The 24,254-nt window shown below is 38.1% G+C and carries 22 protein-coding genes; 6 read left to right on the top strand and 16 right to left on the bottom strand.

The genetic code is table 11. The features are described from left to right. Nucleotides 1-273: 273 nt before the first annotated feature. Genes SB028_RS19130 through SB028_RS19120 form a run of 3 tightly spaced genes read left to right on the top strand, consistent with a single transcriptional unit; the run spans nt 274 to nt 3,116 of the window. Nucleotides 274-1,011, top strand: a complete 738-nt coding sequence (locus tag SB028_RS19130; RefSeq protein WP_069369412.1) for a (Fe-S)-binding protein — start codon at nt 274-276, stop codon at nt 1,009-1,011. Continuing rightward, on the top strand, nt 1,002-2,420 hold the full coding sequence (locus SB028_RS19125) for a LutB/LldF family L-lactate oxidation iron-sulfur protein (RefSeq protein WP_069369413.1): 1,419 nt from the start codon (nt 1,002-1,004) through the stop codon (nt 2,418-2,420). The genes SB028_RS19130 and SB028_RS19125 overlap by 10 nt, the downstream gene beginning before the upstream one ends. 3 nt (nt 2,421-2,423) lie before the next feature. Then, nucleotides 2,424-3,116 carry a LutC/YkgG family protein gene (locus tag SB028_RS19120; RefSeq protein WP_069369414.1) on the top strand — a complete coding sequence of 231 codons (693 nt, stop codon included), beginning with the start codon at nt 2,424-2,426 and terminating at the stop codon, nt 3,114-3,116. A gap of 24 nt (nt 3,117-3,140) precedes the next feature. On the opposite strand, the gene SB028_RS19115 is transcribed toward SB028_RS19120, so the two are convergent. From SB028_RS19115 to acs, 4 genes are all read right to left on the bottom strand, one after another. Further along, entirely contained in the window at nt 3,141-4,724 is a 1,584-nt protein-coding gene (locus SB028_RS19115; protein ID WP_069369415.1) for a phosphoethanolamine transferase, read from the bottom strand. A gap of 432 nt (nt 4,725-5,156) precedes the next feature. Continuing rightward, the gene (locus SB028_RS19110; protein WP_069369416.1) at nt 5,157-6,812 is read right to left on the bottom strand and encodes a cation acetate symporter; all 1,656 of its coding nucleotides are present in this window, start codon (nt 6,810-6,812) and stop codon (nt 5,157-5,159) included. Then, a complete protein-coding gene (locus SB028_RS19105; RefSeq protein ID WP_069369417.1) occupies nt 6,809-7,120 on the bottom strand; it encodes a DUF485 domain-containing protein in 312 nt (103 codons plus the stop codon). Before SB028_RS19105 ends, SB028_RS19110 begins: the two co-directional genes overlap by 4 nt. Before the next feature lie 159 nt (nt 7,121-7,279). Further along, on the bottom strand, nt 7,280-9,238 hold the full coding sequence (gene acs, locus SB028_RS19100; protein ID WP_069369418.1) for an acetate--CoA ligase: 1,959 nt from the start codon (nt 9,236-9,238) through the stop codon (nt 7,280-7,282). A 372-nt stretch (nt 9,239-9,610) separates the two neighbouring features. On the opposite strand from acs, the gene sodA reads away from it, so the two are divergent. Beyond that, nucleotides 9,611-10,234 carry a superoxide dismutase [Mn] gene (gene sodA / locus SB028_RS19095; RefSeq protein ID WP_069369419.1) on the top strand — a complete coding sequence of 208 codons (624 nt, stop codon included), beginning with the start codon at nt 9,611-9,613 and terminating at the stop codon, nt 10,232-10,234. A gap of 113 nt (nt 10,235-10,347) precedes the next feature. Beyond that, complete coding sequence (gene yiiM / locus SB028_RS19090) at nt 10,348-11,022, top strand: 6-hydroxyaminopurine reductase (RefSeq protein WP_069369420.1); 675 nt, start codon at nt 10,348-10,350, stop codon at nt 11,020-11,022. 74 nt (nt 11,023-11,096) lie between these two features. On the opposite strand, the gene trpS is transcribed toward yiiM, so the two are convergent. From trpS to SB028_RS19035, 11 genes are all read right to left on the bottom strand, one after another. Then, nucleotides 11,097-12,125: a tryptophan--tRNA ligase gene (gene trpS, locus SB028_RS19085; RefSeq protein WP_023583113.1), complete on the bottom strand. Its 1,029-nt coding sequence runs from the start codon at nt 12,123-12,125 to the stop codon at nt 11,097-11,099. Nucleotide 12,126: 1 nt separating this feature from the next. Continuing rightward, the gene (locus SB028_RS19080; protein ID WP_069369421.1) at nt 12,127-12,837 is read right to left on the bottom strand and encodes a phosphoglycolate phosphatase; all 711 of its coding nucleotides are present in this window, start codon (nt 12,835-12,837) and stop codon (nt 12,127-12,129) included. Continuing rightward, nucleotides 12,837-13,508, bottom strand: coding sequence for a ribulose-phosphate 3-epimerase (gene rpe, locus SB028_RS19075; RefSeq protein WP_069369422.1), 672 nt, complete (start codon nt 13,506-13,508; stop codon nt 12,837-12,839). Before rpe ends, SB028_RS19080 begins: the two co-directional genes overlap by 1 nt. A gap of 44 nt (nt 13,509-13,552) precedes the next feature. Beyond that, complete coding sequence (gene dam, locus SB028_RS19070; protein ID WP_069369423.1) at nt 13,553-14,368, bottom strand: adenine-specific DNA-methyltransferase; 816 nt, start codon at nt 14,366-14,368, stop codon at nt 13,553-13,555. 82 nt (nt 14,369-14,450) lie between these two features. Then, complete coding sequence (locus SB028_RS19065) at nt 14,451-15,377, bottom strand: SPOR domain-containing protein (protein WP_069369424.1); 927 nt, start codon at nt 15,375-15,377, stop codon at nt 14,451-14,453. Between the two features lie 170 nt (nt 15,378-15,547). After that, nucleotides 15,548-16,642: a 3-dehydroquinate synthase gene (aroB, locus tag SB028_RS19060; RefSeq protein ID WP_069369425.1), complete on the bottom strand. Its 1,095-nt coding sequence runs from the start codon at nt 16,640-16,642 to the stop codon at nt 15,548-15,550. A 54-nt stretch (nt 16,643-16,696) separates the two neighbouring features. After that, nucleotides 16,697-17,218 (bottom strand): shikimate kinase AroK, encoded by a 522-nt coding sequence (gene aroK / locus SB028_RS19055; protein ID WP_036914409.1) that lies wholly within the window; start codon nt 17,216-17,218, stop codon nt 16,697-16,699. A gap of 579 nt (nt 17,219-17,797) precedes the next feature. Next, nucleotides 17,798-18,895 carry a type IV pilus secretin PilQ gene (gene pilQ / locus SB028_RS19050; RefSeq protein ID WP_069369426.1) on the bottom strand — a complete coding sequence of 366 codons (1,098 nt, stop codon included), beginning with the start codon at nt 18,893-18,895 and terminating at the stop codon, nt 17,798-17,800. After that, nucleotides 18,892-19,422 (bottom strand): hypothetical protein, encoded by a 531-nt coding sequence (locus SB028_RS19045; RefSeq protein WP_069369427.1) that lies wholly within the window; start codon nt 19,420-19,422, stop codon nt 18,892-18,894. Before SB028_RS19045 ends, pilQ begins: the two co-directional genes overlap by 4 nt. Further along, the gene (locus tag SB028_RS19040) at nt 19,419-19,988 is read right to left on the bottom strand and encodes a hypothetical protein (RefSeq protein WP_069369428.1); all 570 of its coding nucleotides are present in this window, start codon (nt 19,986-19,988) and stop codon (nt 19,419-19,421) included. The genes SB028_RS19045 and SB028_RS19040 overlap by 4 nt, the downstream gene beginning before the upstream one ends. Continuing rightward, nucleotides 19,976-20,800, bottom strand: a complete 825-nt coding sequence (locus SB028_RS19035; RefSeq protein ID WP_069369429.1) for a hypothetical protein — start codon at nt 20,798-20,800, stop codon at nt 19,976-19,978. The genes SB028_RS19040 and SB028_RS19035 overlap by 13 nt, the downstream gene beginning before the upstream one ends. Nucleotides 20,801-20,918: 118 nt before the next feature. On the opposite strand from SB028_RS19035, the gene mrcA reads away from it, so the two are divergent. Further along, nucleotides 20,919-23,453, top strand: a complete 2,535-nt coding sequence (mrcA, locus tag SB028_RS19030; protein WP_069369430.1) for a peptidoglycan glycosyltransferase/peptidoglycan DD-transpeptidase MrcA — start codon at nt 20,919-20,921, stop codon at nt 23,451-23,453. Nucleotides 23,454-23,499: 46 nt separating this feature from the next. On the opposite strand, the gene nudE is transcribed toward mrcA, so the two are convergent. Then, nucleotides 23,500-24,051 (bottom strand): ADP compounds hydrolase NudE, encoded by a 552-nt coding sequence (gene nudE, locus SB028_RS19025; RefSeq protein WP_069369431.1) that lies wholly within the window; start codon nt 24,049-24,051, stop codon nt 23,500-23,502. Nucleotides 24,052-24,254: the final 203 nt, after the last annotated feature.

Here is a 24,254-nt window from a genome sequence, read left to right as displayed (position 1 = left end):
TTTATTATTTATGAATTTAAAAAATTTTATACTGATAGTTTAGCTATTCATCATTCTATAATAAGTTGTTTTTATTATAAATAACAATTTATAAATCTTTATATTTAACATTTACCCGCATTTTAAACATACCAAGTTATAAAAAAACACAGAATTAAACATATATTTAACAGCTTTTTTGTGCCAGTATTAATTGTCATACAAATAAAATAATAAACTAACGGTTTGAGTCAGTGTGTTGTTTTGCAAATGATGAGTAATAGGAGCATAAGCGTGGATGTTAATTTCTATGTAACTTGTATCGGGGATGCTCTGAAATCCCAGATGGCGAAAGACAGTGTATTGCTGTTAGAAAAGTTAGGTTGTCGAATTCATTTTCTGGAAAAACAAGGGTGTTGCGGTCAACCAGCAATTAATAGTGGTTATATTCAAAATGCAAAACTGGCCATGAAAATGTTAATTGAGACATTTGAAGCTAATGAATTCCCTATCATATCCCCCGCTGGTTCTTGTACTTATGCAATAAAAGGTTATGCCAAATATCTTGCTGATGAGCCTGAATGGGCATTACGTGCTGAAAGAGTTGCTAATAGAATGTTTGATTTAACTTCTTTTATCGTAAAGCAATTAGACATTGTTGATGTCGGTGCAAGCCTTAATGGTAAAGCGGTTTATCATCCTTCTTGTAGCCTATTTCGTAAAATGGGCGTTAAAGAAGAACCTCTTATTTTGTTACGTCATGTCAAAGGGCTTGAGTTATTACCTTTTACGGACATGGAAACGTGTTGTGGGTTTGGGGGAACATTCTCTGTAAAAATGGCAGAGATCTCTGGTGAAATGGTGAAAGAAAAAGTACACCATATTATGGAAGTTAAGCCTGATTATTTAATTGGTGCTGATGTAAGTTGCTTATTAAATATTGGTGGGCGTTTAGAACGGGAAGGTCATCCTGTCAAAGTATTACATATTGCTCAGGTATTAATGAGCCATGAGGAGGAATTATGTCGTTAAGAACAAGTACTATTCCCTTCAAGGATTTAATTAATCGCCAAGTCCATGATGAAGTGATGCAAAAAGCAGTTGCTAATGCTCAAGAGACCATAGGACGTAATCGCCAAAAAATGGTGGATGAACTCGGTCATTGGGAAGATTGGCGTGATAGAGCAGCTCAAATTCGTGATCATGTATTGGCAAATCTAGATGCCTATCTATATCAGCTATCTGAAAAAATTGAACAACATGGTGGCCATGTATTTTTTGCTCAAACAAAAGAAGAAGCAACACAATATATATTAAATGTTGCGAAAGAGAAAAAAGCAAAGAAGATTGTTAAAGCTAAATCAATGGTGACAGAAGAAATAGGCATGAATAAAGCATTAGAAGATGCTGGTATTAATGTTATTGAAACCGATTTAGCTGAATTTATTCTACAACAAGCAAAAGATGCACCTTCTCATGTTGTTGTGCCTGCTATTCATAAAAATAGAGAGCAAATACGACAAATATTTCACGATAAGCTGGGTTATAACGGCTCTGATACACCAGAAGAGATGACTCGTTTTGTTCGCCAAAATATACGGGATGATTTTTTTACGGCAGATATTGGGATCACTGGGTGTAATTTTGCTGTTGCTGAGACGGGTTCTATCTGTCTAGTAACGAATGAAGGTAACGCTAGATTAAGTACCACATTACCTAAAACTCATATAGCGGTAATGGGAATGGAACGTATTGCTCCTACATTTAAAGAAGTTGATATCTTGATTACTATGTTAGCGCGTAGCGCTGTAGGGTTGCGTTTAACGGGGTATAACACTTGGCTCACAGGTCCTAGAGAAAATGACAACGTAGATGGCCCAGAAGATTTTCATCTTGTTATTGTTGATAATGGGCGTTCAAAAATCATTGGCTCTGAATTTAAAGATATTTTACGTTGTATTCGTTGTGGTGCTTGCATGAATACTTGTCCTGCCTATCGACATATTGGTGGACAAGGTTATGGTTCTATTTATCCAGGCCCTGTTGGCGCTGTTTTAACTCCGCTTTTAGGCGGATATAAAGATTTTAAATACTTGCCTTATGTTTGTTCATTATGTACAGCATGTGACTCTGTATGTCCTGTAAAAATACCATTATCAGGTCTCATTAAAAAACACAGAGCGGTTATGGTTACAGAAGGTATTACCCCAAAAACAGAACGTACTATTACCGATATCTTTAATTATGTTAATCGTCATCCTGCATTATGGAAAGTAGGGATGAATGTAGGTGCTCATGCAGCGAAATGGTTTATTAAAGATGGCAAAGTACCATTAAATATTGGAGCGTTAAAAGCGTGGACTGAAGCAAGAGATCTCCCTGAAGGTGATGGAGAAAGTTTTCGTAGCTGGTTTAAAAAACATCAAAAAGAGGAGAAATAAGCAATGAATAATAACAAAGAAGCTTTTTTATCTCATCTTGCTTCTCAATTAGGTAGACCATTAAAAACTAATCCTGAAGTATTGCCTGTACCCGTTAATATGTATCCTGAAGAACGATTAACTGATCTATCAGAAGAAGATTGCTACCAGTATTTTCTTAACACCGCTAAGTTAGCAGGAAGTCGTTATGAACTTACAACACAAGATGCATTATCTCACACCTTACTTACACTGACTGAGAAGTATGGCGAACCTGTTATTTTAACAGGAGATCTGCGTTTAAAAGAGAGTGGTGCTATCGATTTATTATCACTGCATTGTGAAGTGCAAATTTGGGATCACCATCTCGGTGAAAAAAATATTGAATTAGTTAAGCGGGCTAAGGTTGGAATTGTATTTGCTGAATATGGGCTAGCAGAATCGGGAGGGGTGGTTTTATTTTCAGGGGCAGATAAAGGACGTAGTGTTAGCTTAATACCAGAAACCACGATTTTTGTTATTAAACGCAGTACCATTTTACCCCGAGTTGCACAGTTAGCAGAGAAGCTACATCAAATGGCTGAATGTGATATTAGAATGCCTTCTTGTATTAATATTATCAGTGGTCCTAGTTGTACCTCTGATATTGAGTTAATTAAAGTTGTTGGTGTTCACGGATCTTTAAATGCCATTTATGTTGTAATTGAAGACCGTTAATTGTTGTTTATAATGAGCCACATATTATTGTGGCTCTTGTTGCTCTGATCTCAAGTTATTATAATTTAACAAATTTTTATTACCATCAATAACGGTGATTGATGCTTTCGGACGATAGCACTCATTTAATGGTGAGTGACATTTTTGAGGAGAATGATGTTCTATTCCAAGCCAACTACTGAGTAACCAATAGTTATTTACCGTAGAATAAGGCTTATTTAAAACGTCATTATTGATAATAGGTTTAATAGATGATGGGCTATACCAAATGAACAAGGGGATGTCATACGCTTCTTTTCGTGGTGTATTGACACCATGATGATAACGAACCTCTCTATTTTTATCGAGACGCTGTAAAGCGTGATCTGCAAAGTAGAGAACAGTGGCTGGTTTATCTTTCACTCTCTCGATGATGTCATTAATTAATTTATCTGTATATGCGATAGAGCTGTCATAGCAGTTATCATCATCTTCTTGTGTAAACTTTTTCAAATACTGACTTGGAAATCGATTACAGGCCGGCTCATGACTACCATATGTATGTAAGATGATTAATTTTTTCTGTGTAGATGGCTCATTGAGAGCTTTATCTAAATAAGGTAGTAGCTCCTCATCATAACCGATAAATTCATTCCACTTTTTATTTTGGGCCATATTAGCAATGACAGAAATAACACTGGTTTTTTGATTGCCTTCACCTTGGTTACTTAGCCAATATGTTTTAAATCCAGCATGATTTGCGAGGGAAACAATATTGTCAGCGTAATGATTTTTATCTTGTAATTGTTCTAACCCTATATTTGAGAGTGAAATTGGTACAGAAAGAATGGTTACTGGTGCTGGAGAATACACTTTATTGAATAGAATAAGATTACTCTTTTCTTTCATTAGATTAGGTGTTGTATTGTGCTGATAGCCATAAATTCCTAGATGATCTCTACGCACTGATTCTCCAAGAATAAGGATATAAACTTCTGTATTATCACTATTTTTAGTATATTGAAACTCAACTTTCTGAGAGGCAATTCTTCTAATTTGGCGATTTTCGTGAAAGGTTCGGACAAGTGCTGCTGCATTATAAAAAGGTGTATTTAGAAGGGTATATTCTGCAAGTAATTTACTGTTATTATCGCTTCTTAATGCCAAGCTTTTATAAATTGGAATGAGTGCTATTAATATAATAAAGGCAATCATACTTTTTTTTGTTGTTTTTAGATTAGAGACGCTAGCCGCTTTATGGATGAGAAAATAGTAAATAGTAAAAACACATACATAAAATAAAACATAATACTTATTATAAGAGAGCATACCGACAGTTTCGCTGCCGTTAGTATTAATAAAAGTTTCAGCAATGGATGATGAAAAGGTACTATCGTGCTCACGATAGAAAAAGAGAGAAATAGAGAGGTTTAAAGACCATAGTGCACTAATAGTAAAGGTTATTATTTTCCCAAAAACAGAACGATAAATGCCACTACATATCAGCATAAGTAGCCAACCAATAAGTACAATATAGATTTTTTGTTCTATATGCAGCGTTGAACCACCCAATATTGCCGGTGCCATAGATAAGAAAAATAAAAGTGCGTAATGAGTTAACCTAGACATAATCTATTTAAAAACTACCACCTCTTTTTATGTAGAATAAAAAGTTAACCATTTACTTTTTGACAATACAAGCCTTGTTTGGCTGAAGTGTGTCTGAAACTGATATTATTATGTTTTTTACTTATTATTTTTGGCTTCTTAGTGTCATTAATAAGTTATATAGGAAATAAGTTGTGTGTGATTTTACTTGTAATTGATTGATTTTATTTTGATTTATTTTTGTTCTTATAACGGTAAAATAATGAATAATAAGTTATTTAAATAATCGTATAGATATGTAGTTAAAGCTTAAAAATATTCTAAATAAGTAAATGCGATAAATAAAATCAATATTTTTATGTTAATTGGTAGAAATCATTGGTAATGAATAACCCCAAAGTTGGCGTTCACTTTGGGGTTATTTTTATTTAGATATAACATTATTTTAGGCTGTTAATGCTGTTTACCTTGTTCAATACCTAAACCTATTTGAGAACGAATAAACTGTGCTTGGAATTTTGCTTTTTCTTGCTCACCTAAAGATGATTTATCTGTAATAGAGAAAAGCCATGAGACAACAAACGCAATGATTATTGAGAATAATGCTGGATACTCATAAGGGTATATAGGTTTTTCATGACCTAAAATACTCACCCAAATTGTTGGTCCTAAAATCATCAACATGACAGCAACTAATAGCCCAGACCATCCTCCCGCGACAGCACCTCGTGTTGTAAGTCCTTTCCAATACATAGATAACAAGATGATCGGGAAGTTACAGCTCGCCGCAATTGAGAACGCTAGCCCTACCATAAAAGCAATATTTTGCTTTTCAAATAAAATCCCTAAACCGATAGCGACAATGCCTAAGATAACCACAGTAATTTTGGATACTTTTAGCTCTTGTCTTTCATCTGCGTGACCATTTTTAATTACATTAGCGTAGAGATCATGTGAGACCGCAGATGCACCCGCTAAAGTCAGTCCTGCAACAACCGCTAAAATCGTGGCAAAGGCAACGGCTGAAATAAAGCCTAAGAAGAAATTACCACCAACGGCATCTGCTAAATGAACTGCCGCCATATTGGTTCCACCAATCAAAGCGCCAGCGGCATCTTTGAACATAGGATTAGGGCTAACGAGTAAGATAGCGCCGAAACCAATGATAAAAGTAAGAATATAGAAATAACCGATAAAACCTGTTGCATAGAAAACACTCTTACGGGCTTCTTTTGCATCACTAACAGTAAAGAAGCGCATGATGATATGAGGAAGTCCTGCCGTACCAAACATGAGAGCAAGACCTAAAGAGAGAGCAGATATAGGATCAGAAACCAACCCACCAGGACTCATGATAGAGGATCCTTTTGAGTGAACACTGACGGCTTCTTTAAATAAGGTATTGAAATTAAAATCGACAGTTTTCATCACCATAACAGCCATAAAACTTGCACCTGCAAGTAATAAGATAGCTTTAATGATTTGAACCCAAGTGGTGGCTAACATGCCCCCAAATAAAACATATAACACCATTAGAATACCGACGAGCACAACGGCAATATGGTAGTTTAAGCCGAAGAGGAGTTCGATTAATTTTCCAGCACCTACCATCTGTGCAATCAGATAAAGAGCAACAACAACCAATGATCCAATGGCGGAGAGTGTTCTTATAGGTTTAGGGCTTAAGCGATAAGAGACAACATCAGCAAAGGTATAACGCCCTAAATTACGTAAGCGTTCAGCAATGATAAAAAGAATGATAGGCCAACCAATTAGAAATCCAATTGAATAGATAAGCCCATCATAACCTGAGGTATAAACCAGTGCAGAGATCCCTAAAAACGATGCGGCAGACATAAAGTCACCTGCGATTGCCATCCCGTTTTGAAAGCCAGTAATTTTTCCTCCAGCAGTATAGTAATCAGCACGAGAGCGTGTACGTTTAGAAGCCCAATAAGTGATGTAAAGTGTTAATCCTACAAATATTAGGAACATAATGATGGCCTGAATATTCATAGGTTGTTTCTCTCCTCCTTCTGTTATTGCGGTAGCGTAAGCAACCGTTGAAGAGAGAAAAAATAAGCTTATTGCGTAGAGTAACTTTCTCATTTTTCTACCTCTTCAATAATTTCAGTGGTAAGTTTGTCGAACTCTGTATTGGCTCTAATAACGTAAATGCCCGTTAATAAAAATGAAGCGACGATTAATCCCATACCAATGGGGATACCTCGTGTAATGTAGCTTCCCTCATACAGTGGTGTACCTAACCATTGTGGATAGAACGCAATAAGTAAGATAAATGAGACATACATAACGAGCGTAATAATTGAAAGTGTCCATGAAAAACGACTACGTTTATTAACCAGTTCTTTAAAGCGAGGGTTGTTTTTTATCTCTTGATAAATATTGGCATTCATCAGAGTTCTCCTCTATATAATTGTTTGGTTTATCACTTGATTTAGAGGCTTCAATCCCCTGCATTTCATGATTTTTAGGTAAGAGAGCCCAGCAAAGGCATGAAAATGCCTTTGCTTTGTCGTATTACGTTTTTTAAATGACAGCTATTTTGTTGTGTACTAAGCCGTGAGTGAAAGAGACTGTTTTTCTTCTAACAGTTTCTCTACAACACCCGGATCTGCGAGTGTTGAGGTATCCCCGAGGTTAGTTGTGTCGCCAGAGGCAATCTTACGCAAGATACGGCGCATAATTTTCCCTGATCGTGTTTTGGGTAAGGAATCTGTCCAATGAAGGATATCAGGTGTGGCTATTGGTCCAATCTCTTTACGTACCCAGTTGCGAACTTCAGTATAAAGTTCAGGTGTTGGCTCTTCACCATGATTTAAAGTGACATAAGCATAAATGGCTTGCCCTTTAATATTGTGTGGAATACCCACTACGGCAGCTTCTGCAATCTTAGGATGTGCAACAAGCGCTGATTCAATCTCTGCTGTTCCTAAACGGTGACCCGAAATATTCAAGACATCATCAACACGCCCTGTTATCCAATAGTCACCCTCTTCATCTCGACGAGCGCCATCACCAGAGAAATACATCCCTTTAAAGGTTGAAAAGTAGGTTTGTTCAAAACGGTCGTGATCACCAAAAAGAGTCCTTGCTTGGCCAGGCCAAGAATCAGTAATCACTAAGTTACCTTCGCAAGCCCCTTGTTGTATTTCTCCCATATTATCGACAATTGCAGGCTGAACGCCGAAGAAAGGGCGTGTTGCTGAGCCTGGTTTTAGATCCATAGCACCTGGTAATGGGGTTATCATAAAACCCCCCGTTTCTGTTTGCCACCATGTATCAACGATAGGGCATTGACTGCGTCCCATCTTCTGATAGAACCACTCCCATGCTTCAGGGTTAATAGGTTCACCAACAGAGCCTAGAATGCGCAGAGAAGTGCGTTGAGTGCCCTCAATTGCTTTATCGCCTTCAGCCATTAATGCACGGATTGCAGTCGGTGCTGTATATAAGATATTGATTTGGTGTTTATCAACAACTTGAGCCATACGGTTAACAGATGGATAATTAGGAACCCCTTCAAACATAACCGTAGTCGCACCATTTGAAAGCGGACCATACAATAAGTAGCTATGTCCTGTTACCCAGCCGACATCTGCAGTACACCAATAAATATCGCCTTCGTGATAATCAAAAGTGTATTTAAAGGTCATTGAAGCATAAACGAGATAACCCCCCGTTGTATGCAGTACACCTTTAGGTTTGCCTGTTGAACCTGATGTATACAGGATAAAGAGAGGATCTTCTGCATCCATAACTTCAACATCACATTCTGTACTGACACCTTGAATAATTTCATCCCACCAAACATCACGCCCTTCAATCCATTGTTCAGTATGTCCTGTTCGACGAAATACCACTACATGGTTAATAGGGGGGATATCAGCGTGATTTAAAGCATCATCAACATTTTTCTTTAAAGGAATAGCGCGACCTGCACGTAAACCTTCATCAGCTGTGATCACTAATTTAGCTTTTGAATCAATGATCCTACCTGCAACAGCTTCAGGAGAGAAACCGCCAAAAATAACGGAGTGGATGGCACCAATACGAGTACAAGCGAGCATAGCGACCGCGGCTTCTGGTATCATCGGCATATAAATAGCCACAACATCGCCTTTTTTAATACCTAAGTTTTTTAATACGTTAGCGAATTGGCAAACATCTTGGTGGAGTTGTCGGTAGGTGATTTTTTTCGACTCATTTGGTGAGTCACCTTCCCAAATAATGGCAACTTGATCACCTCGTGTTTTAAGGTGGCGATCAAGACAGTTTTGACTGATATTTAGCTGACCATCTTCAAACCAGCGAATGCGTACATGGCCAGGATCAAAGGAAGTGTTCTTTACCACCGTATATGGTTTTATCCAGTCAATGATTTTCCCTTTATCTGCCCAAAAGGCCTCAGGGTTTTTGATGGATAATTCATAATCTTTTTGGTATTGCTCTTTATTTATCAGGGCGTGTTCTGCAATGTTTGCAGGAATATGATGTTGGTTTATTTTTGTCATAATAGTTCTCCTCACTATTGTTAATACTATGTCAAAAAGTCGTTAACAAAAGAGGGTAAATAAAGATTGTTTCTTTTTTGCGCAGAAGATCACGAATTAATGGAAATGCTTTTCATGGAATGTTCAATTAGTGCTAAAGCTAGCGGGATATTATTTATCTATTATTTTCTTGTTTAATAGGATTATTGTGTAATTAAATGCTTTTAAATTAAAATAATATACTGTGAAAAATAGTTTAACCGTGCTGGATAAAAAAACCACAAAAATAATATGGATATGATAATGATTTTCATTAACGTTTTTTTCACTATAATGAAATGAAAAGATAAATCACATGGTGTGATCCAAGATAAAACAGCACTGGAGATAAATATGAGCTATACATTACCTGCACTGCCTTATGCTTATGATGCATTAGAGCCTCATTTTGATGAGCGTACAATGGAAATTCACCATACTAAGCATCATCAAACTTATGTGAATAATACCAATACAGCATTAGAAAAATTACCTGAGCTTGCTGGTTTAGACATTGATGAGTTAGTTAAAAATCTTCATAAAGTGCCTGCTGATCAACGCACTTTTTTACGTAATAATGCGGGGGGTCACTCTAACCACTCATTATTCTGGAAAGGCCTGAAGCTAGGTACTCAATTACAAGGTTCACTAAAAGATGCGATTGAGCGCGATTTTGGTAGCGTTGATGCCTTTAAAGAACTATTTGAAAAAGCTGCTGCTAGCCGTTTCGGTTCAGGTTGGGCTTGGCTGGTATTAAAAGACGATGGCAAACTTGCGGTAGTATCTACTGCAAACCAAGATAGCCCATTGATGGGTGAAGAGTTAGCGGGCGCATCTGGTTACCCAATTGTAGGGTTAGATGTGTGGGAACATGCTTACTACTTGAAATATCAAAATCGCCGTCCTGATTATATTAAAGCGTTCTGGTCTGTCGTTAACTGGGACGAAGCGCAAAAACGTTTTCAGAGTAAAGCATAATTGAGTAGATAACGTCCTTTTTTTTATATTTTCAATGCCGACATTTGTCGGCATTGTTTCTTTTGAACACTATCTTTACTATGAGTTATTCTTTTCTGTTTAGGTAGTGAACTATGCGTTATTTTCCTAGTGTTTTTATCGGTAATATCACAACAACATCTAATGGATTTACCAGTGCGATCACCAAAAGGCTGGTGGATGGTCATATCAAATTGACACCACAAGGATTAGAAGGTGATGAGCAAGCAGAAAAGCATTTTCACGGTGGACCTGATCGCGCACTTTGCCACTATCCTAAAGAACATTATCGTTATTGGGCTGAACAATTCCCGCAATTGACTGATTTTTTCAATGCCCCTGCATTTGGTGAAAATATCTCAACAACAGGCATGACAGAAGAAAATGTTTTTATTGGTGATATTTATCAATGGGGAACAGCATTAATTCAAGTGACTCAACCTCGTTCTCCTTGCTACAAACTGAATACAGTGACAGAAGTTAGTAATTTTTCGCAAATTATGCAAGATAGTGGTTATTGTGGTTGGTTATATCGCGTTGTAAGTACAGGAGAAACAGGCAGTCATCATCCTCTTGTTTTGGTTTCAAGAAACAGCAGTGTCTCTGTTAAAGAAGCGATTTCGATTGCTTTCCATATGCCGTTTGATGAAGAGCTTTATCATCGCCTATTAAGTACAGCAGGATTATCAGCAAGTTGGAGTAAGACTATGCAGTTAAGATTGAAAAATCAAACTATTGAGAGTTTTAATCGACGGTTGTTTAAGGCGTAAAGCGTTAATTCCCTCTTTACTAAAAAACACCTTCCTAAAAATAGGCGAGGTGTTTTTTATGTATTAACGAAATATCATGGATGTGCAATAAATCCGATTGCGTCATAAACCTTATCTAAGGTTGCTTGAGCGCGAGCTTTGGCTTTGTCAGCACCTTCTTTCATGATTTTATTAAGTAAGGCTTCATCATTACGGAATGTGTTAAAACGTTCTTGAATGTTGGTTAGCATTTCAGATACCGCATCAGCGACAGCACCTTTTAGATGACCGTACATTTTGCCTTCAAATTCAGCTTCTAATTCAGGAATAGTTTTACCTGTAACACCCGCTAAGATATCGAGTAAATTAGACACACCCGCTTTGTTTTCAAGATCGTAAATAACACGAGGTGGCTCTTCTGAGTCTGTCATTGCTCGTTTTATCTTTTTAGCGGCTGCTTTTGGATCTTCAAGCAACGCGATAACGTTATTACGGTTATCATCTGATTTAGACATTTTTTTAGTTGGATCTTGTAATGCCATTACTCGAGCACCGCCTTTAGGAATAAAAGGATCTGGCACGGTAAATATATCGCCATAAATAGCGTTAAAACGCTGAGCAATATCACGGCTTAATTCAAGATGTTGTTTTTGGTCGATACCAACAGGCACTTGGTTTGTTTGATAAATCAGAATATCCGCTGCCATTAATACCGGATAATCGAATAAGCCTGCATTGATATTTTCAGCGTGACGTGCTGATTTATCTTTAAATTGAGTCATTCGGCTCAATTCACCAAAATAGGTATAGCAGTTAAGTGCCCAGCTTAATTGCGCATGTTGTGGAACATGTGACTGAACAAAAATAGTGCTTTTTTCTGGATCAATGCCACAAGCAAGGTACAGAGCCAATGTATCTAAGGTTCTTTTTCTTAGCTCTTTAGGATCTTGGCGTACTGTAATAGCGTGTTGGTCAACGATACAGTAAATGCAATCATAATCATCTTGCATTTGTACCCATTGACGTAGCGCACCCATATAGTTTCCGATTGTTAATTCACCAGAAGGTTGTGCACCACTGAATACAATTGGCTTTTGTGCCGTTTTTTCTACTGAAGTCGTCATTTTAATTCTGTTCCACAGTTGTCATTGGCGTGATATCGAGGATAGAGAGCAAGTCAGCAAAATTATCGAGAGTAAAATCAGGTTTGCTGTCTGCAATAGGTACGCCGTAGTTATAGCCGTAGGTTAAACCTACGCAAGGGCACTCAGCCGCTTGTGCTGCAATAATATCATTGCGAGAATCCCCAACAAAAAGGAGTTCTTCTTTTTTAACACCAAACGTGCCCATTGTTAAATATAATGGTGCTGGATGCGGTTTTTTTTCTTTTACATCATCACCACCTAACACTAAGGAAAAGTATTTTTCAATTTCCAGTTGTTGTAGTAATGGCGCAATAAATGGTGTTGGTTTGTTGGTCACAATACCCAGAGGAATATTGTGTGACGCCAAGGCTTCAAGAGTTTCTTTGACGTGGGGGAATAAATCGCTGCCTGTTTTAACTGAGATGGCATAATGTTCATCAAAAAGATCACGCATCTCTTTTAATAAGGTATCAGTTACATCCTCGACGCCAGCATTGTGTAAAGCGCGTGTTAGTAACATATCCACGCCGTTCCCAACCCAAATAGTGACATTATGTTTACCCGCTGGAGGGAAGCCTTTTGCTTTTAATGCGTAGTCTGTTGCTTCTGTAAGACCAACAGCACTGTCGGTAAGGGTGCCATCAAGATCAAAGGCGATAGCACGGATACCTTTGAGTTTTTTATCTGTCATTACGATACCTTTTCTAATTCACGGCGCATATTGTCGATAACATGCTTATAGTCTGGCTGATTGAAAATAGCAGAGCCTGCAACAAACATATCAGCGCCAGCTTGCGCAATTTCAGCAATATTATCGACTTTGACACCGCCATCAATTTCTAAACGAATGTCATAACCACCATCGTCAATCATCTTACGAACTTGGCGTAATTTATCGAGCGTATTAGGAATAAAAGATTGGCCACCAAAGCCTGGGTTAACAGACATTAGCAGGATAAGATCTAATTTATCCATAACATAGTCGAGATAGTTTAATGGGGTTGCTGGATTAAGCACTAAGCCTGCTTTACAACCACAATCTTTAATTAATTGAATAGTGCGATCGACGTGGTCACTAGCTTCAGCGTGAAATGAGATATAAGTTGCACCAGCATTTGCAAAATCAGGAATGATTCGATCAACGGGTTTTACCATGAGGTGAACATCAATGGGGGCTGTAATACCGTAGTTGCGCAGTGCCTTACAAATTGGTGCACCAAAGGTCAGATTAGGAACATAGTGGTTATCCATAACATCAAAATGAACAACATCGGCACCCGCTGAGAGTACTTTTTCAGTATCTTCACCAAGACGAGCAAAATCAGCAGATAAAATAGAAGGGGCAATCAGAAAGTCTTTCATCGCATTCTCCTGACAACACTCCCATTGTCGGGAGGTGTTAACGATTATTTATATAAGGCAAGTAATTCGTTTACTTTGCTACGACCCAGCGTGTTGCTACTGATTGTTCTTCTGACTTTCACACTGTGTAGCTCTTTTGCGTTCACGTACCACTCTTTTGTTAACGCAGTCTCATGATTTGATATTAACACGGGTATCTGTCTCTCGTAAGCCAGCATTGAGGCAAGTTGAGCCAGATGTTCCTGCTCCTGAAAACTAAAGCTATTTGTATGGTATGACGTGAAATTTGCAGTCGGTGATAATGGAGCATAAGGCGGATCGCAATAAACGACAGCGCCTTTTTCTGCGTTATTCATAGTCGATGAATAGCTTTGGCAAACAAATTCGGCTTTTTGTGCTTTTTCAGAAAACCAAACTAGCTCTGCTTCAGGAAAATAAGGTTTTTTATAACGACCAAAAGGGACATTGTATTCACCTTTTGAATTATAACGACATAACCCATTGTAGCAATGACGGTTAAGATAGAGAAATAATACACTACGCTGATAAGCGTCCTTTGAATGATTAAATTCTTGTCGTAGTTGATAAAATTCTTCTGCGATATTCATTTTAGGGGTAAATAATAAGCGGGCATCCTTCATAAATTTTTCAGGATGTTGCTTTACCGTATTATAGAGATGAATTAGATCACTATTTATATCGGCAAGAATATATGAATCGTATTCTGTATTTAAAAAAACAGAACCAGCACCCATAAAAGGTTCAATTAAACAATTACCCTCAGGTAGATGACGTTTAATGTCATCTACCAAAGGATATTTACCACCAGCCCATTTTAGGAATGCGCGTTTTTTTTTCATGCCGTCCAAATTTCTCAATCGTTTCAGAGTCGCCGATTGTACTCTGTTTCAGACAGCATATCAGCGGTGAACTTCGTCTTAATTATTTTTTTAGATCCTGATGAACATGCTTCATCGGTCTAACCCAAGGTTGTTTTGCTTGTACTGGCGTTGGTAAAGAAGAAATGGCCTGCTTGGCCTCACTTATATTACGATAATTTCCATAGATGAGTACATACCATGGGTTACCGTTACGCTGTGTTTTGTAAATAGCGTAGTTTCCATTAAGGTTCTTTTTAGCGAAAGCCTCTAAGGTATCTTGGCGGCTTGCACCACTTAATTGCAGCGTATAGTTAGTCGCAGGGATCGTGCTTAAATTACCTGCTGATAATGAGCCAGAAACAACAGGTTTAGTCGCCGTAGGTTTAGGTTGCGTGGTCGCTGCTGGTGTTAGTGGTTTTGTTGGTGGTGTTTTTACTTCAGCTGGTTTTTGTACTGGCTGAGTGACAGGCGGCTGTGTAACAGGTTGTACCGGTTTTGGCTGTTGTGTATTTTGCTGATTAGTCGCTTGATTAATACCCGTTTGTTGTTGATTTAAAGAATCAACGATATCTCCAGGGATCTCAACACGTTGACCTTGAGAATCAATCATTGGCGGTAAATTTTGTGAAGGTGGTGTTACCGGTTGTATATCTTGCCCAGAAATAGATTGAGGTGTTGATGGTTGACCATTTTCTGAAGGCGTAACGGATGACGGTTGCTGAGATAAGTCGATATTTCGTTCTGTATTGGTTGCAGGCGCAGGTTCAGCTGTTTCTGGTGATTTTAATGCTGAGCTTATTGCGATAATGAGCAGAATAAGGACTAAAACACCGACACCAATCATCATCTGTTGACGGGATACAGAGAATCGTGCGTTTTTTAATGGATTACTACGAGGTCGGTTGGTTCGACGTTCAGGTCTATCCGATGTATCAGGTTTGAGTGAATTATTACCCTTGGTTTCATTATCAGGTTTGAACTCGTCCATTATGCCCTCCGTCAGAGCGTCAAAAAGCGAAAAATATTCTATTCAGCCTTAGCCATTACCTCATAGTATAAGGATGAAACGCTTTTTCTGAAACGTTGCATTTGACAATATTAACCAGAATTTTCCTTAAATGAATATTCTGGTTTGTTTGTTGTCAGATAATGGGAAGCTTAATTTGCGTTAATACAAGATGTTATCGCTTTGCGGACTTGTTCGCGAGTAATATCGGCACGCAATTCAGATTGACCGATACCTTTTGGTAAAACAAGGTGTAATTTGCCACCAGATACTTTTTTATCTCTCATCATATGAGGTAAATAGTCATCAGGCGTCATTTCAATAGGACCATTGACTGGGAGATTGGCTTTCTCAAGCAATTGAATAACACGCTGAGTTTCTTCTTCAGTGAATTGACCAAGCGATTGAGATGTTCTTGCCGCCATTACCATGCCTGCAGAAACGGCTTCACCATGCAACCAGACACCATAGCCCATATGAGCTTCAATGGCGTGTCCATAGGTATGACCAAGGTTGAGGAGTGCGCGTAAACCACTTGTTTCTTTTTCATCAGCGGCAACGACGTCCGCTTTTAGCTCACAGCAACGACGGATACAAAATGCCATGGCTTTAGGATCAAGAGCCAAGAGTTTATCAATATTATTTTCAAGCCAGATAAAAAAGTCTTTATCTAAAATGATGCCATATTTAATAACTTCAGCTAGACCCGATGAAAGTTCACGAGATGGTAATGTGGCAAGACAATCGAGATCGATAACAACAGAAGCGGGCTGATAAAATGCACCAATCATATTTTTGCCAAGAGGGTGATTAACTGCGGTTTTTCCACCAACAGAAGAATCGACTTGTGACAATAGTGTGGTTGGTACTTGAATAAAGCGAACGCCACGTTGATAACTTGCTGCGGCAAATCCCGTTAGATCACCAATAACACCACCACCTAATGCGATAAGTGTTGTATCTCGATTGTGGTTTTTTTCTAATAATGCAGTAAAGACATCATTCATGATTTCAAGCGATTTATATTGTTCGCCATCAGGCAAAATTACGCTATCAACCAAAACACCTTGTTTTTTTAAGGTGTCCGTTACCTTTTCTAAATAAAGTGGAGCAAGTGTCACGTTTGTGACGATCATAACTTGCTGCCCCGCTTTTAAAGGCAAAAAGGTCTCTTCTTGATGAAAAAGGCCAGAAGCAATGGTAATGGGATAGCTTCTTTCACCTAATGTGACAGTGATTTTTTCCATAACAGTGGCCTTCTTCTTATTGTCTTAACTTAACATTGTAATTAACTGAATTTGTTAGTTTTGTTCTAATAATTCAATTATTTGATTGGCTACAATTTTTGCACTCTGATCATCAGTATGAATAGTGATGTCAGCAATCTCTTCATAAAGAGGATTACGTTCTTCAGCTAATGTCTCTAAGACATCGCGCACAGGCTCAACACCTTGCAATAAAGGACGTTTTTTATCACGTTGGGTACGCGCGAGTTGTTTTTCAATATTGGTTTCTAAATAAACAACCACACCACGAGCAGATAATCTGTTACGGGTTTCTCGCGATTTCACCGAACCACCACCTGTTGCAAGAACAATGCCTTGTTTTTCAGTAAGTTCGTTGATTATTTTCTCTTCTCGTTGACGGAAGCCTTCTTCGCCTTCAACATCAAATACCCAACCTACATCCGCACCTGTACGCCGCTCAATTTCCTGATCGGAATCATAAAACTCCATACTAAGTTGTTGAGCTAACTGACGACCAATAGTGCTTTTGCCGGCACCCATAGGCCCAACCAGAAAGATATTACGTTTCTCTGCCATGTTTTTGGTATTACTAAGATATTCGTTAATGATAACCCGCCCCGCCAAATTCATTCAGCGACGGGACCTAAACTGAAATTTATGAGTGTTTATCTAATTCACACCTGATAACATTTGTTATCTACTCTCATAATAAGACTGAGTTCTTTCAGTAGATCGCTATAAAATAACCACATGCTGTCATTAGCGACAACATAGGATAAAAATCCCTTTGCCCACAGTACATAACAAAAACTACTAAAAAAGTAATTATCTTTGTTGGCAACGCGGAGATTCTAACACAATTTAGTCGGAAAACCGCATCTGATAATATTGTCTTTTTCGTTATCAATCGATCAATATTACATATAAAAAGCCCTACCTCCAACAATAGAGGAAGTGCATAAAATGTATCCGTATTTTTATTGTGATGTTTCAGGCTCACTCAAATTAGCTAACCCTTGTAAGCTAAATCGTCCTCATCGTCAAATCTATAAATACTTATTATAAGAAAAAACAATAGATAACTCTCAGTTTAACCCTAGTAAAAAACATGTAGCACCTTGTATTTTAAAGTAAATTTTTTTATTACATAAAAAATTAGATTAATTTGGGTGTAATAAAAATAACCAATTCATGGCGGCTGTGTTGATCTCTTTTATGACTAAAAAGTACGCCTAACAATGGAATAGAGGATAAAAAGGGGATCTTTGCCGTGTGTTCTTGCTGTTTTTGCTGAAATATACCTCCTAACATAATGGTTTCTCCATCTCGAATAGTCACTTCAGTGCTGATCTCCTGTTTATCAATAGACAGATGTTCACTTCCGCCTTGAACCAGAGCAATACCTGGCGTGTTTTGACTAATTTTAAGTATTAATCTTATCTTTTTATTTCTCTGAATAATGGGGGTTACTTCCATACCTAGGACGGCTTCTTTAAATTGAACTCGTGTAATTTCATTATCTCGACTGACATAGGGGATCTCTGTGCCTTGTTTGATGGATGCTGTTTTTTCATGGGCAGTTGTTAGTCGTGGACTTGCGATAATAGCTAATTGTTTTTCTTGTTCTAATGCGCTTAATTCAAGCTCCAATAAGCGCCCATTAATTCTGGCAATATTAAATGCAATATAGTGAAGCGGATTTTTAGTGTTTTGATGGAGTGATAATGCAGAAAGTGAAGGGGTTGATTGTGCTGAATTAAGCGAGGCGCCTGTTGAAATAGCATTGGGTGTTGCCGATGCTGCTTCGGCTTGTGTTTTTAACGCTTGTAATCCCCATTGAGTGCCTAATTCATTTAAAGCATCCTGACTGCTACTTACAATATGTGCGGTGATATGAACTTGTTGTTGTGGAGTATCCCGTAATTTTAGCCAATCTCCAATTTCAGACAGTGTTTTACTATTATCAATTATCGAGAGACTATTCGCTTCTTTATCAATAATCACTCGCCCCTGTTGACTAAGTAATGGGATCGTGTGACGACTTAGTTGTTCGCCTAGTCTTTCAGCATCAGCATAATTTAGAGGATAAAGCTGGTGATGTAATTCTTCGGATTGTCCAGTAGTTGATATTCGCTCTTCAACAAAGGTAGATGATGTTTTTTCGTCATGGGTATCAGGAAAGAAGGGATCTCTAGTGTGAGCCATAATAGCGGTGGTCATACATAATATGGTGATTAAAATACCTATCTTCATGATATTTCATCCTGTATTACGCTTGAATCACTTAGCTCACTAAGGCTCATTTGTACTGAAATTAGGCGGGTTTCTATGGGGACAATATTTAGAGAAATAAGCGCTAAACTTGTTTGATTGAGATATTCCAATAGTGTGAGAAATTGTGGATAAGACAAAGTAAAAGTAAGTTTATATAAAGAATTAGGCATGTTCTCCCAAACCTCAGGGATAAAAGAGTATGTCATCAGTAAGCGTTGTAATTGCTCACTAACCGGTAGGTTGTTGAAGGGAATGTCATAATCTATTTGTTGTATGATGAGTGAATTAATAGATGGCATTGTCCCTAACGTACTTTTATGGTGATTAATACGTTTTAGTCTTTGTGCTATTTCTATGTGCTGTTGGGTTATTTCTTGCTGGTAGTTTGTATAGATAAAGAGGTAATAAAACAAAAGGATAATAAAAGGCATCATTAAGCTTAGTAACGTTAGTTTCCACTTCGGTAGAAATATCATTAGTAACAACCATTGTGTGTTTATTTTCATTGCCTTCCCTTATCTTCTTCATTCCATGGCTCTTTTTCTTTTAATTCTGTTTTTAAATGTACTTCAGTGTAAGACGGATCAATTTTACTTTGCTGTAAATAACTTAATGCTAAAGAGGCTAAAACAGGATGAGTTTTAAGGTTGGTAATAAAGGCGAGTGATTGTGTATTGGGGAGAGTGAGATGCAATGTGCGTTGATTATCAGTTTCATCATAGTGGCTAATCCAACCTGCTGAGGGAAGATGTGTTTCGATAGCTCGAAAGAAGCGAATGTAATGTAAATAGCGCAACCAGTTTTGGTAATAGAGTGAATAGTGTTGATAGCGTAAAAGTGTCTGTTTTTTCTGTTTTTGATATATATCGAGCTGTTTTAGTAATAAATCTTCTTGTTGTTGAGTTTGGCGTTGTTGTTCAGTTAAGAGTGTTCGTTTTTGTGCTAAATGGTAGGTGTAATAGCCACAAATAACGAAAGTGATCGTGATCAAAGAGAGTGTTTGAGAAAGCCATAACAATGCTTTTTGTCTAAATAACTTGTGGCGCCAAGGTAGGTAATTTATTTGATACATAACACCTCCTCAGGGCGTAATGCTAAACCCAATGCAATCAGTGGAATGGGATCTTTATTTGATGTTATTTTAAATAACTCATGGGAAAAGTTGGGCCAAATAGGCATCAACTGGCTAAAGTGCTCTTCATTATCACCTGTTAAATAACACTGTTTTAATGACCAATGATATTTTTCTATTAATTGGTCAATACAAGCTTGTTGCTCTTGTTGGTTTTCATAGGCGAGATTACCGTAATGGGGCATATTTTCATCAGGTGATATCCAAAATAGCGTTTTGTTTTTACAGTACAAAAGTGGAGCTTGATGTGGGATGTTAAGGTAAGTTGCTAAATAGCGTAGTGCGCACGCTGGGGTATCAATCGCAGTTATTGTTAAGTTTATTCGAGAAAACAAGTCAATATACTTATCTAAAATCATTTTATGGCATAGATGAATAGCGAGTTTTCCCTTATTTTGCCGATAATCAAAATTAACAGGGATTTTTGTATTTTGTGTATAAGATGTGGCTCGTAGTTGCGCTAACCGATAACATGCTGCTGAGGTAAGAGAAACTGCATGAGGCAGTGGGATAATTTGATAGTTTTCATAAATATCGGGTAGAGAAAGCGTAACATTATTAATAGAAGGTAATTTTTTACGCCAATCCATTAGGATTTTTCTTAATTTTATGTCATTTAAATCGTCATTAAGAGGTAAAGGGAATTGCCAAAATGCACTAATCTTCCATTGTTTATTCTGCTGAAATACCAAAACTGCATTGATATGATGAGTGTTAATTTCAATACCAATCTGGTAATTGTGTGTTTCCATAAATGATATCCATATCTATTGATGATGAGTAATTGCCTATTTTCAAAGAGGCGTTACCTTTATACTACGCACTGTTTGTTTATAAACCGCCCAATTCACACTACATGGGAAATTTAAGGTGAAGTTCTTAAAATATTTTTTCATCTTCGTTTTTGCTTGCATAATTTTGGGAGCAGCCTCGATATACGGTATGTATAAGTATGTTGAGCCCCAGTTACCCGATGTCGCGACATTAAAAGATGTTCGTTTACAAACCCCTATGCAAGTCTTTAGTGCAGACGGAGAGTTGATCGCGCAATACGGTGAAAAACGTCGTTTACCGTTAACATTGGAGGAAATGCCTCCTCAACTTATTAATGCCTTTATCGCAACAGAAGATACGCGTTTTCGTGAGCACCACGGTATTGACCCTATTGGGATCTCGCGTGCAGTGGTTGTAGCATTAACATCAGGGCAAGCCTCTCAAGGCGCTAGTACTATTACGCAACAATTAGCTCGAAATTTCTTTTTAACCCCAGAAAAGAAATTAATGCGAAAAATTAAAGAGGCCTTTTTGGCGATCCGCATAGAAAAAGAGCTCACTAAAGATGAAATTTTAGCGCTGTATCTAAATAAAATTTATCTCGGTAACCGTGCTTATGGTGTGGGTGCCGCTGCTTATGTTTACTTTGGAAAAAGTGTTCACGAGCTTAGCCTAAATGAAATGGCAGTTATTGCGGGTTTACCAAAAGCGCCATCGACGCTAAACCCACTCTATTCTTATGATCGCGCCTTAAAACGTCGTAATGTCGTTTTATTGCGTATGTATGAAGAAAACTATATCACTCGTGCACAGTATGAAAGTGCAAAAGCAGAGCCTATTGTTGCTAAATACCATGCACCGCAAATTGATTTCTCTGCACCTTATCTAACAGAAATGGTGAGAATGGAAATGTATGAGCGCTATGGTGAAAATGCTTATACAGATGGCTATAAAATTTACACGACGATTGTTCGTAAAGATCAATTAGCTGCAGAAAAAGCTTTGCGTGACAATGTGATCGATTATGACATGCGTCATGGTTACCGCGGTGCTCAAGAGGTTCTGTGGAGTGAAGGGCAAACGCCATGGGATAACGAAGCTATCAGTCAGAAATTAAAAGGGATCCAAACTTATGGTCCTTTAATTCCCGCGGTTGTGTTATCTGCTGATGCAAAAGAAGCCAAAGTTATCTTAAAAACAGGCGACAACATTACATTAGATTTAAAAGCGGTTCGTTGGGCTCGTAAATTTATTTCTGATACCTCTCAAGGTGCAACACCGACAAAAGTTGATGCGGTTGTGCATGCTGGAGAGCAAATATGGGTACGTCAAAATAACGAAAACAACTGGGTGTTAGCCCAACTTCCGGGGGTTAATGCTGCATTTGTTGCATTAGATCCTATCAATGGAGGGATTATTGCGCTCGTTGGTGGTTTTGATTTTGAGATCAGTAAATTTAACCGAGTTTCTCAATCGTTACGCCAAGTCGGTTCAAATATTAAACCTTTCCTATACGCTGCTGCATTAGATAAAGGATTGACGTTATCGACACTGCTTAATGATTTACCTATTAGCCGTTGGGATGCTGGTGCAGGTACAGATTGGCGACCTAAAAACTCACCCCCCACTTATGCTGGTCCTATTCGTTTACGCCAAGGTTTAGGTCAGTCTAAAAACGTGGTGATGGTACGTGCAATGCGTGCAATGGGTGTGGATTATGCTGCTGATTATCTATTACGTTTTGGTTTTCCTAATCAAAATATCGATAGAACAGAATCGTTAGCATTAGGATCACCATCATTTACACCAATGCAAATGGTACGAGGGTTTGCTGTTATGGCAAACGGCGGATATCTTATCGAGCCTTATTATATCCAACGTATTGAAAATGCTGATGGCGAAGAACTGTTTACTGCAAATCCAAAGGTAGCTTGCCCAGATTGTACGGATATTCCCGTTATTTACGGCGATACCCTGCGTTCTATTGCGTTATCTGATGACTATATGGAAAACGTTGCTCAATCTAATAAATCTCAGCCAGCAGCAGCTACGCCTGAAATTGAATTAGAACAAGCCCCGTTAGCTGAAACTGTAAAAGAAAGCCCTTATGCACCACACGTTATCAGCACACCTCTGGCGTTCTTAATGCATGATGCATTAAGAACAAACCTTGTAGGTGAACCAGGATGGTCTGGTACAGGTTGGCGCGCTGTTCGTGATCTGAAACGCCAAGATATTGGTGGTAAGACAGGAACAACCAATAGTTCTAAAGATGCATGGTTCTCTGGATATGGCGCTAATATTGTTGCCACAGCTTGGATTGGTTTTGATGACAGTAGTCGTAATTTAGGTCGAACGGCTGCTAGTGGTGGTGAAGCTGGTGCGAAAACCGCACAACCGATTTGGAACGACTTTATGAAAGTGGCTCTCGACGGTGTGCCTGTTAATATGATGCCAGTACCAAAAGGTGTTGTAGCCGTTCAAATTGATAGAAGAACAGGAAAATTGGCGGGTGACGGCTCTTCAATGAAAGAATATTTTATTGAGGGAACTCAACCGACAGAAAGAGCAAAAAATGAAGTAGGAACACAGATTTTTGAGGATAATGGCGAATCTAACGAATTATTCTAATTAATCGAAAATAAAAACCGGATGTTAAAGTCCGGTTTTTTATTATCTATTTATTTTGTAATAGATAGCGATGGGCTAAGAAGAGGGCACTGACACTGCGAGCTTCTGTAAAATCGGGATGATCGAGTAAGTCCATCATTTTTGCGATAGGCCAGCGTATTTGGATCAGAGGCTCAGGTTCATCACCTTCGAGTTGCTCTGGGTAAAGATTATGTGCAATGACAATATTCATTTTGCTAGAAAAATAGGATGGCGCCATAGAAAGTTTTGCGAGTTCTATTAACGAGTGGGCACCATAGCCAATTTCTTCTTTTAGTTCGCGGTTTGCAGCTTGTAGGGCATTTTCACCTGGATCAATGGCGCCTTTTGGAAAACCAAAATCGTAATTTTCGATACCTACGGCGTATTCACGAATAAGGATAAGATGGTCATCAATAATAGGCACAATCATAACGGCTTCACGATTAGCGGGTTTCATTCGCTCATAAGTGCGCTTTTCTCCGTTACTAAACTCCAGATTAACGGATTGGATCTGAAATAATTGAGAACGGGCGATGTTATCAATGTTTAATATATTGGGTTTTTTGAGTTCTTTCATAACAGTCCCTGACAGAATAGAGATTAACCTGAATTTAACACATTAATGACAAAATAAATCTAACAATTAGATTTAGCTTTTAAAGAAAAATTGAGTACACTCCGCTATCAAACCTAGTTATTTATTGATTTTTTGAGAATATTATTATTTATTGATTCGCTATTTTGCCTGAAGATTGCATTGTTAGCGGATATAAACTTGAA

Source organism: Proteus vulgaris, assembly GCF_033708015.1.
Classification (GTDB): Bacteria; Pseudomonadota; Gammaproteobacteria; order Enterobacterales; family Enterobacteriaceae; genus Proteus.
Note: the sequence above shows the minus strand (reverse complement) of the source record. Positions and strands in the feature narration are given on the sequence as shown.

What these genes read in the sequence shown, in the direction of transcription:
- SB028_RS19125 (WP_069369413.1), top strand. Translation starts at nt 1,002, where the DNA reads ATGTCGTTAAGAACAAGTACTATTCCCTTCAAGGATTTAATTAATCGC.
- SB028_RS19120 (WP_069369414.1), top strand. Translation starts at nt 2,424, where the DNA reads ATGAATAATAACAAAGAAGCTTTTTTATCTCATCTTGCTTCTCAATTA.
- SB028_RS19115 (WP_069369415.1), bottom strand. Translation starts at nt 4,724, where the DNA reads ATGTCTAGGTTAACTCATTACGCACTTTTATTTTTCTTATCTATGGCA.
- SB028_RS19110 (WP_069369416.1), bottom strand. Translation starts at nt 6,812, where the DNA reads ATGAGAAAGTTACTCTACGCAATAAGCTTATTTTTTCTCTCTTCAACG.
- SB028_RS19105 (WP_069369417.1), bottom strand. Translation starts at nt 7,120, where the DNA reads ATGAATGCCAATATTTATCAAGAGATAAAAAACAACCCTCGCTTTAAA.
- acs (WP_069369418.1), bottom strand. Translation starts at nt 9,238, where the DNA reads ATGACAAAAATAAACCAACATCATATTCCTGCAAACATTGCAGAACAC.
- sodA (WP_069369419.1), top strand. Translation starts at nt 9,611, where the DNA reads ATGAGCTATACATTACCTGCACTGCCTTATGCTTATGATGCATTAGAG.
- yiiM (WP_069369420.1), top strand. Translation starts at nt 10,348, where the DNA reads ATGCGTTATTTTCCTAGTGTTTTTATCGGTAATATCACAACAACATCT.
- trpS (WP_023583113.1), bottom strand. Translation starts at nt 12,125, where the DNA reads ATGACGACTTCAGTAGAAAAAACGGCACAAAAGCCAATTGTATTCAGT.
- SB028_RS19080 (WP_069369421.1), bottom strand. Translation starts at nt 12,837, where the DNA reads ATGACAGATAAAAAACTCAAAGGTATCCGTGCTATCGCCTTTGATCTT.
- rpe (WP_069369422.1), bottom strand. Translation starts at nt 13,508, where the DNA reads ATGAAAGACTTTCTGATTGCCCCTTCTATTTTATCTGCTGATTTTGCT.
- dam (WP_069369423.1), bottom strand. Translation starts at nt 14,368, where the DNA reads ATGAAAAAAAAACGCGCATTCCTAAAATGGGCTGGTGGTAAATATCCT.
- SB028_RS19065 (WP_069369424.1), bottom strand. Translation starts at nt 15,377, where the DNA reads ATGGACGAGTTCAAACCTGATAATGAAACCAAGGGTAATAATTCACTC.
- aroB (WP_069369425.1), bottom strand. Translation starts at nt 16,642, where the DNA reads ATGGAAAAAATCACTGTCACATTAGGTGAAAGAAGCTATCCCATTACC.
- aroK (WP_036914409.1), bottom strand. Translation starts at nt 17,218, where the DNA reads ATGGCAGAGAAACGTAATATCTTTCTGGTTGGGCCTATGGGTGCCGGC.
- pilQ (WP_069369426.1), bottom strand. Translation starts at nt 18,895, where the DNA reads ATGAAGATAGGTATTTTAATCACCATATTATGTATGACCACCGCTATT.
- SB028_RS19045 (WP_069369427.1), bottom strand. Translation starts at nt 19,422, where the DNA reads ATGAAAATAAACACACAATGGTTGTTACTAATGATATTTCTACCGAAG.
- SB028_RS19040 (WP_069369428.1), bottom strand. Translation starts at nt 19,988, where the DNA reads ATGTATCAAATAAATTACCTACCTTGGCGCCACAAGTTATTTAGACAA.
- SB028_RS19035 (WP_069369429.1), bottom strand. Translation starts at nt 20,800, where the DNA reads ATGGAAACACACAATTACCAGATTGGTATTGAAATTAACACTCATCAT.
- nudE (WP_069369431.1), bottom strand. Translation starts at nt 24,051, where the DNA reads ATGAAAGAACTCAAAAAACCCAATATATTAAACATTGATAACATCGCC.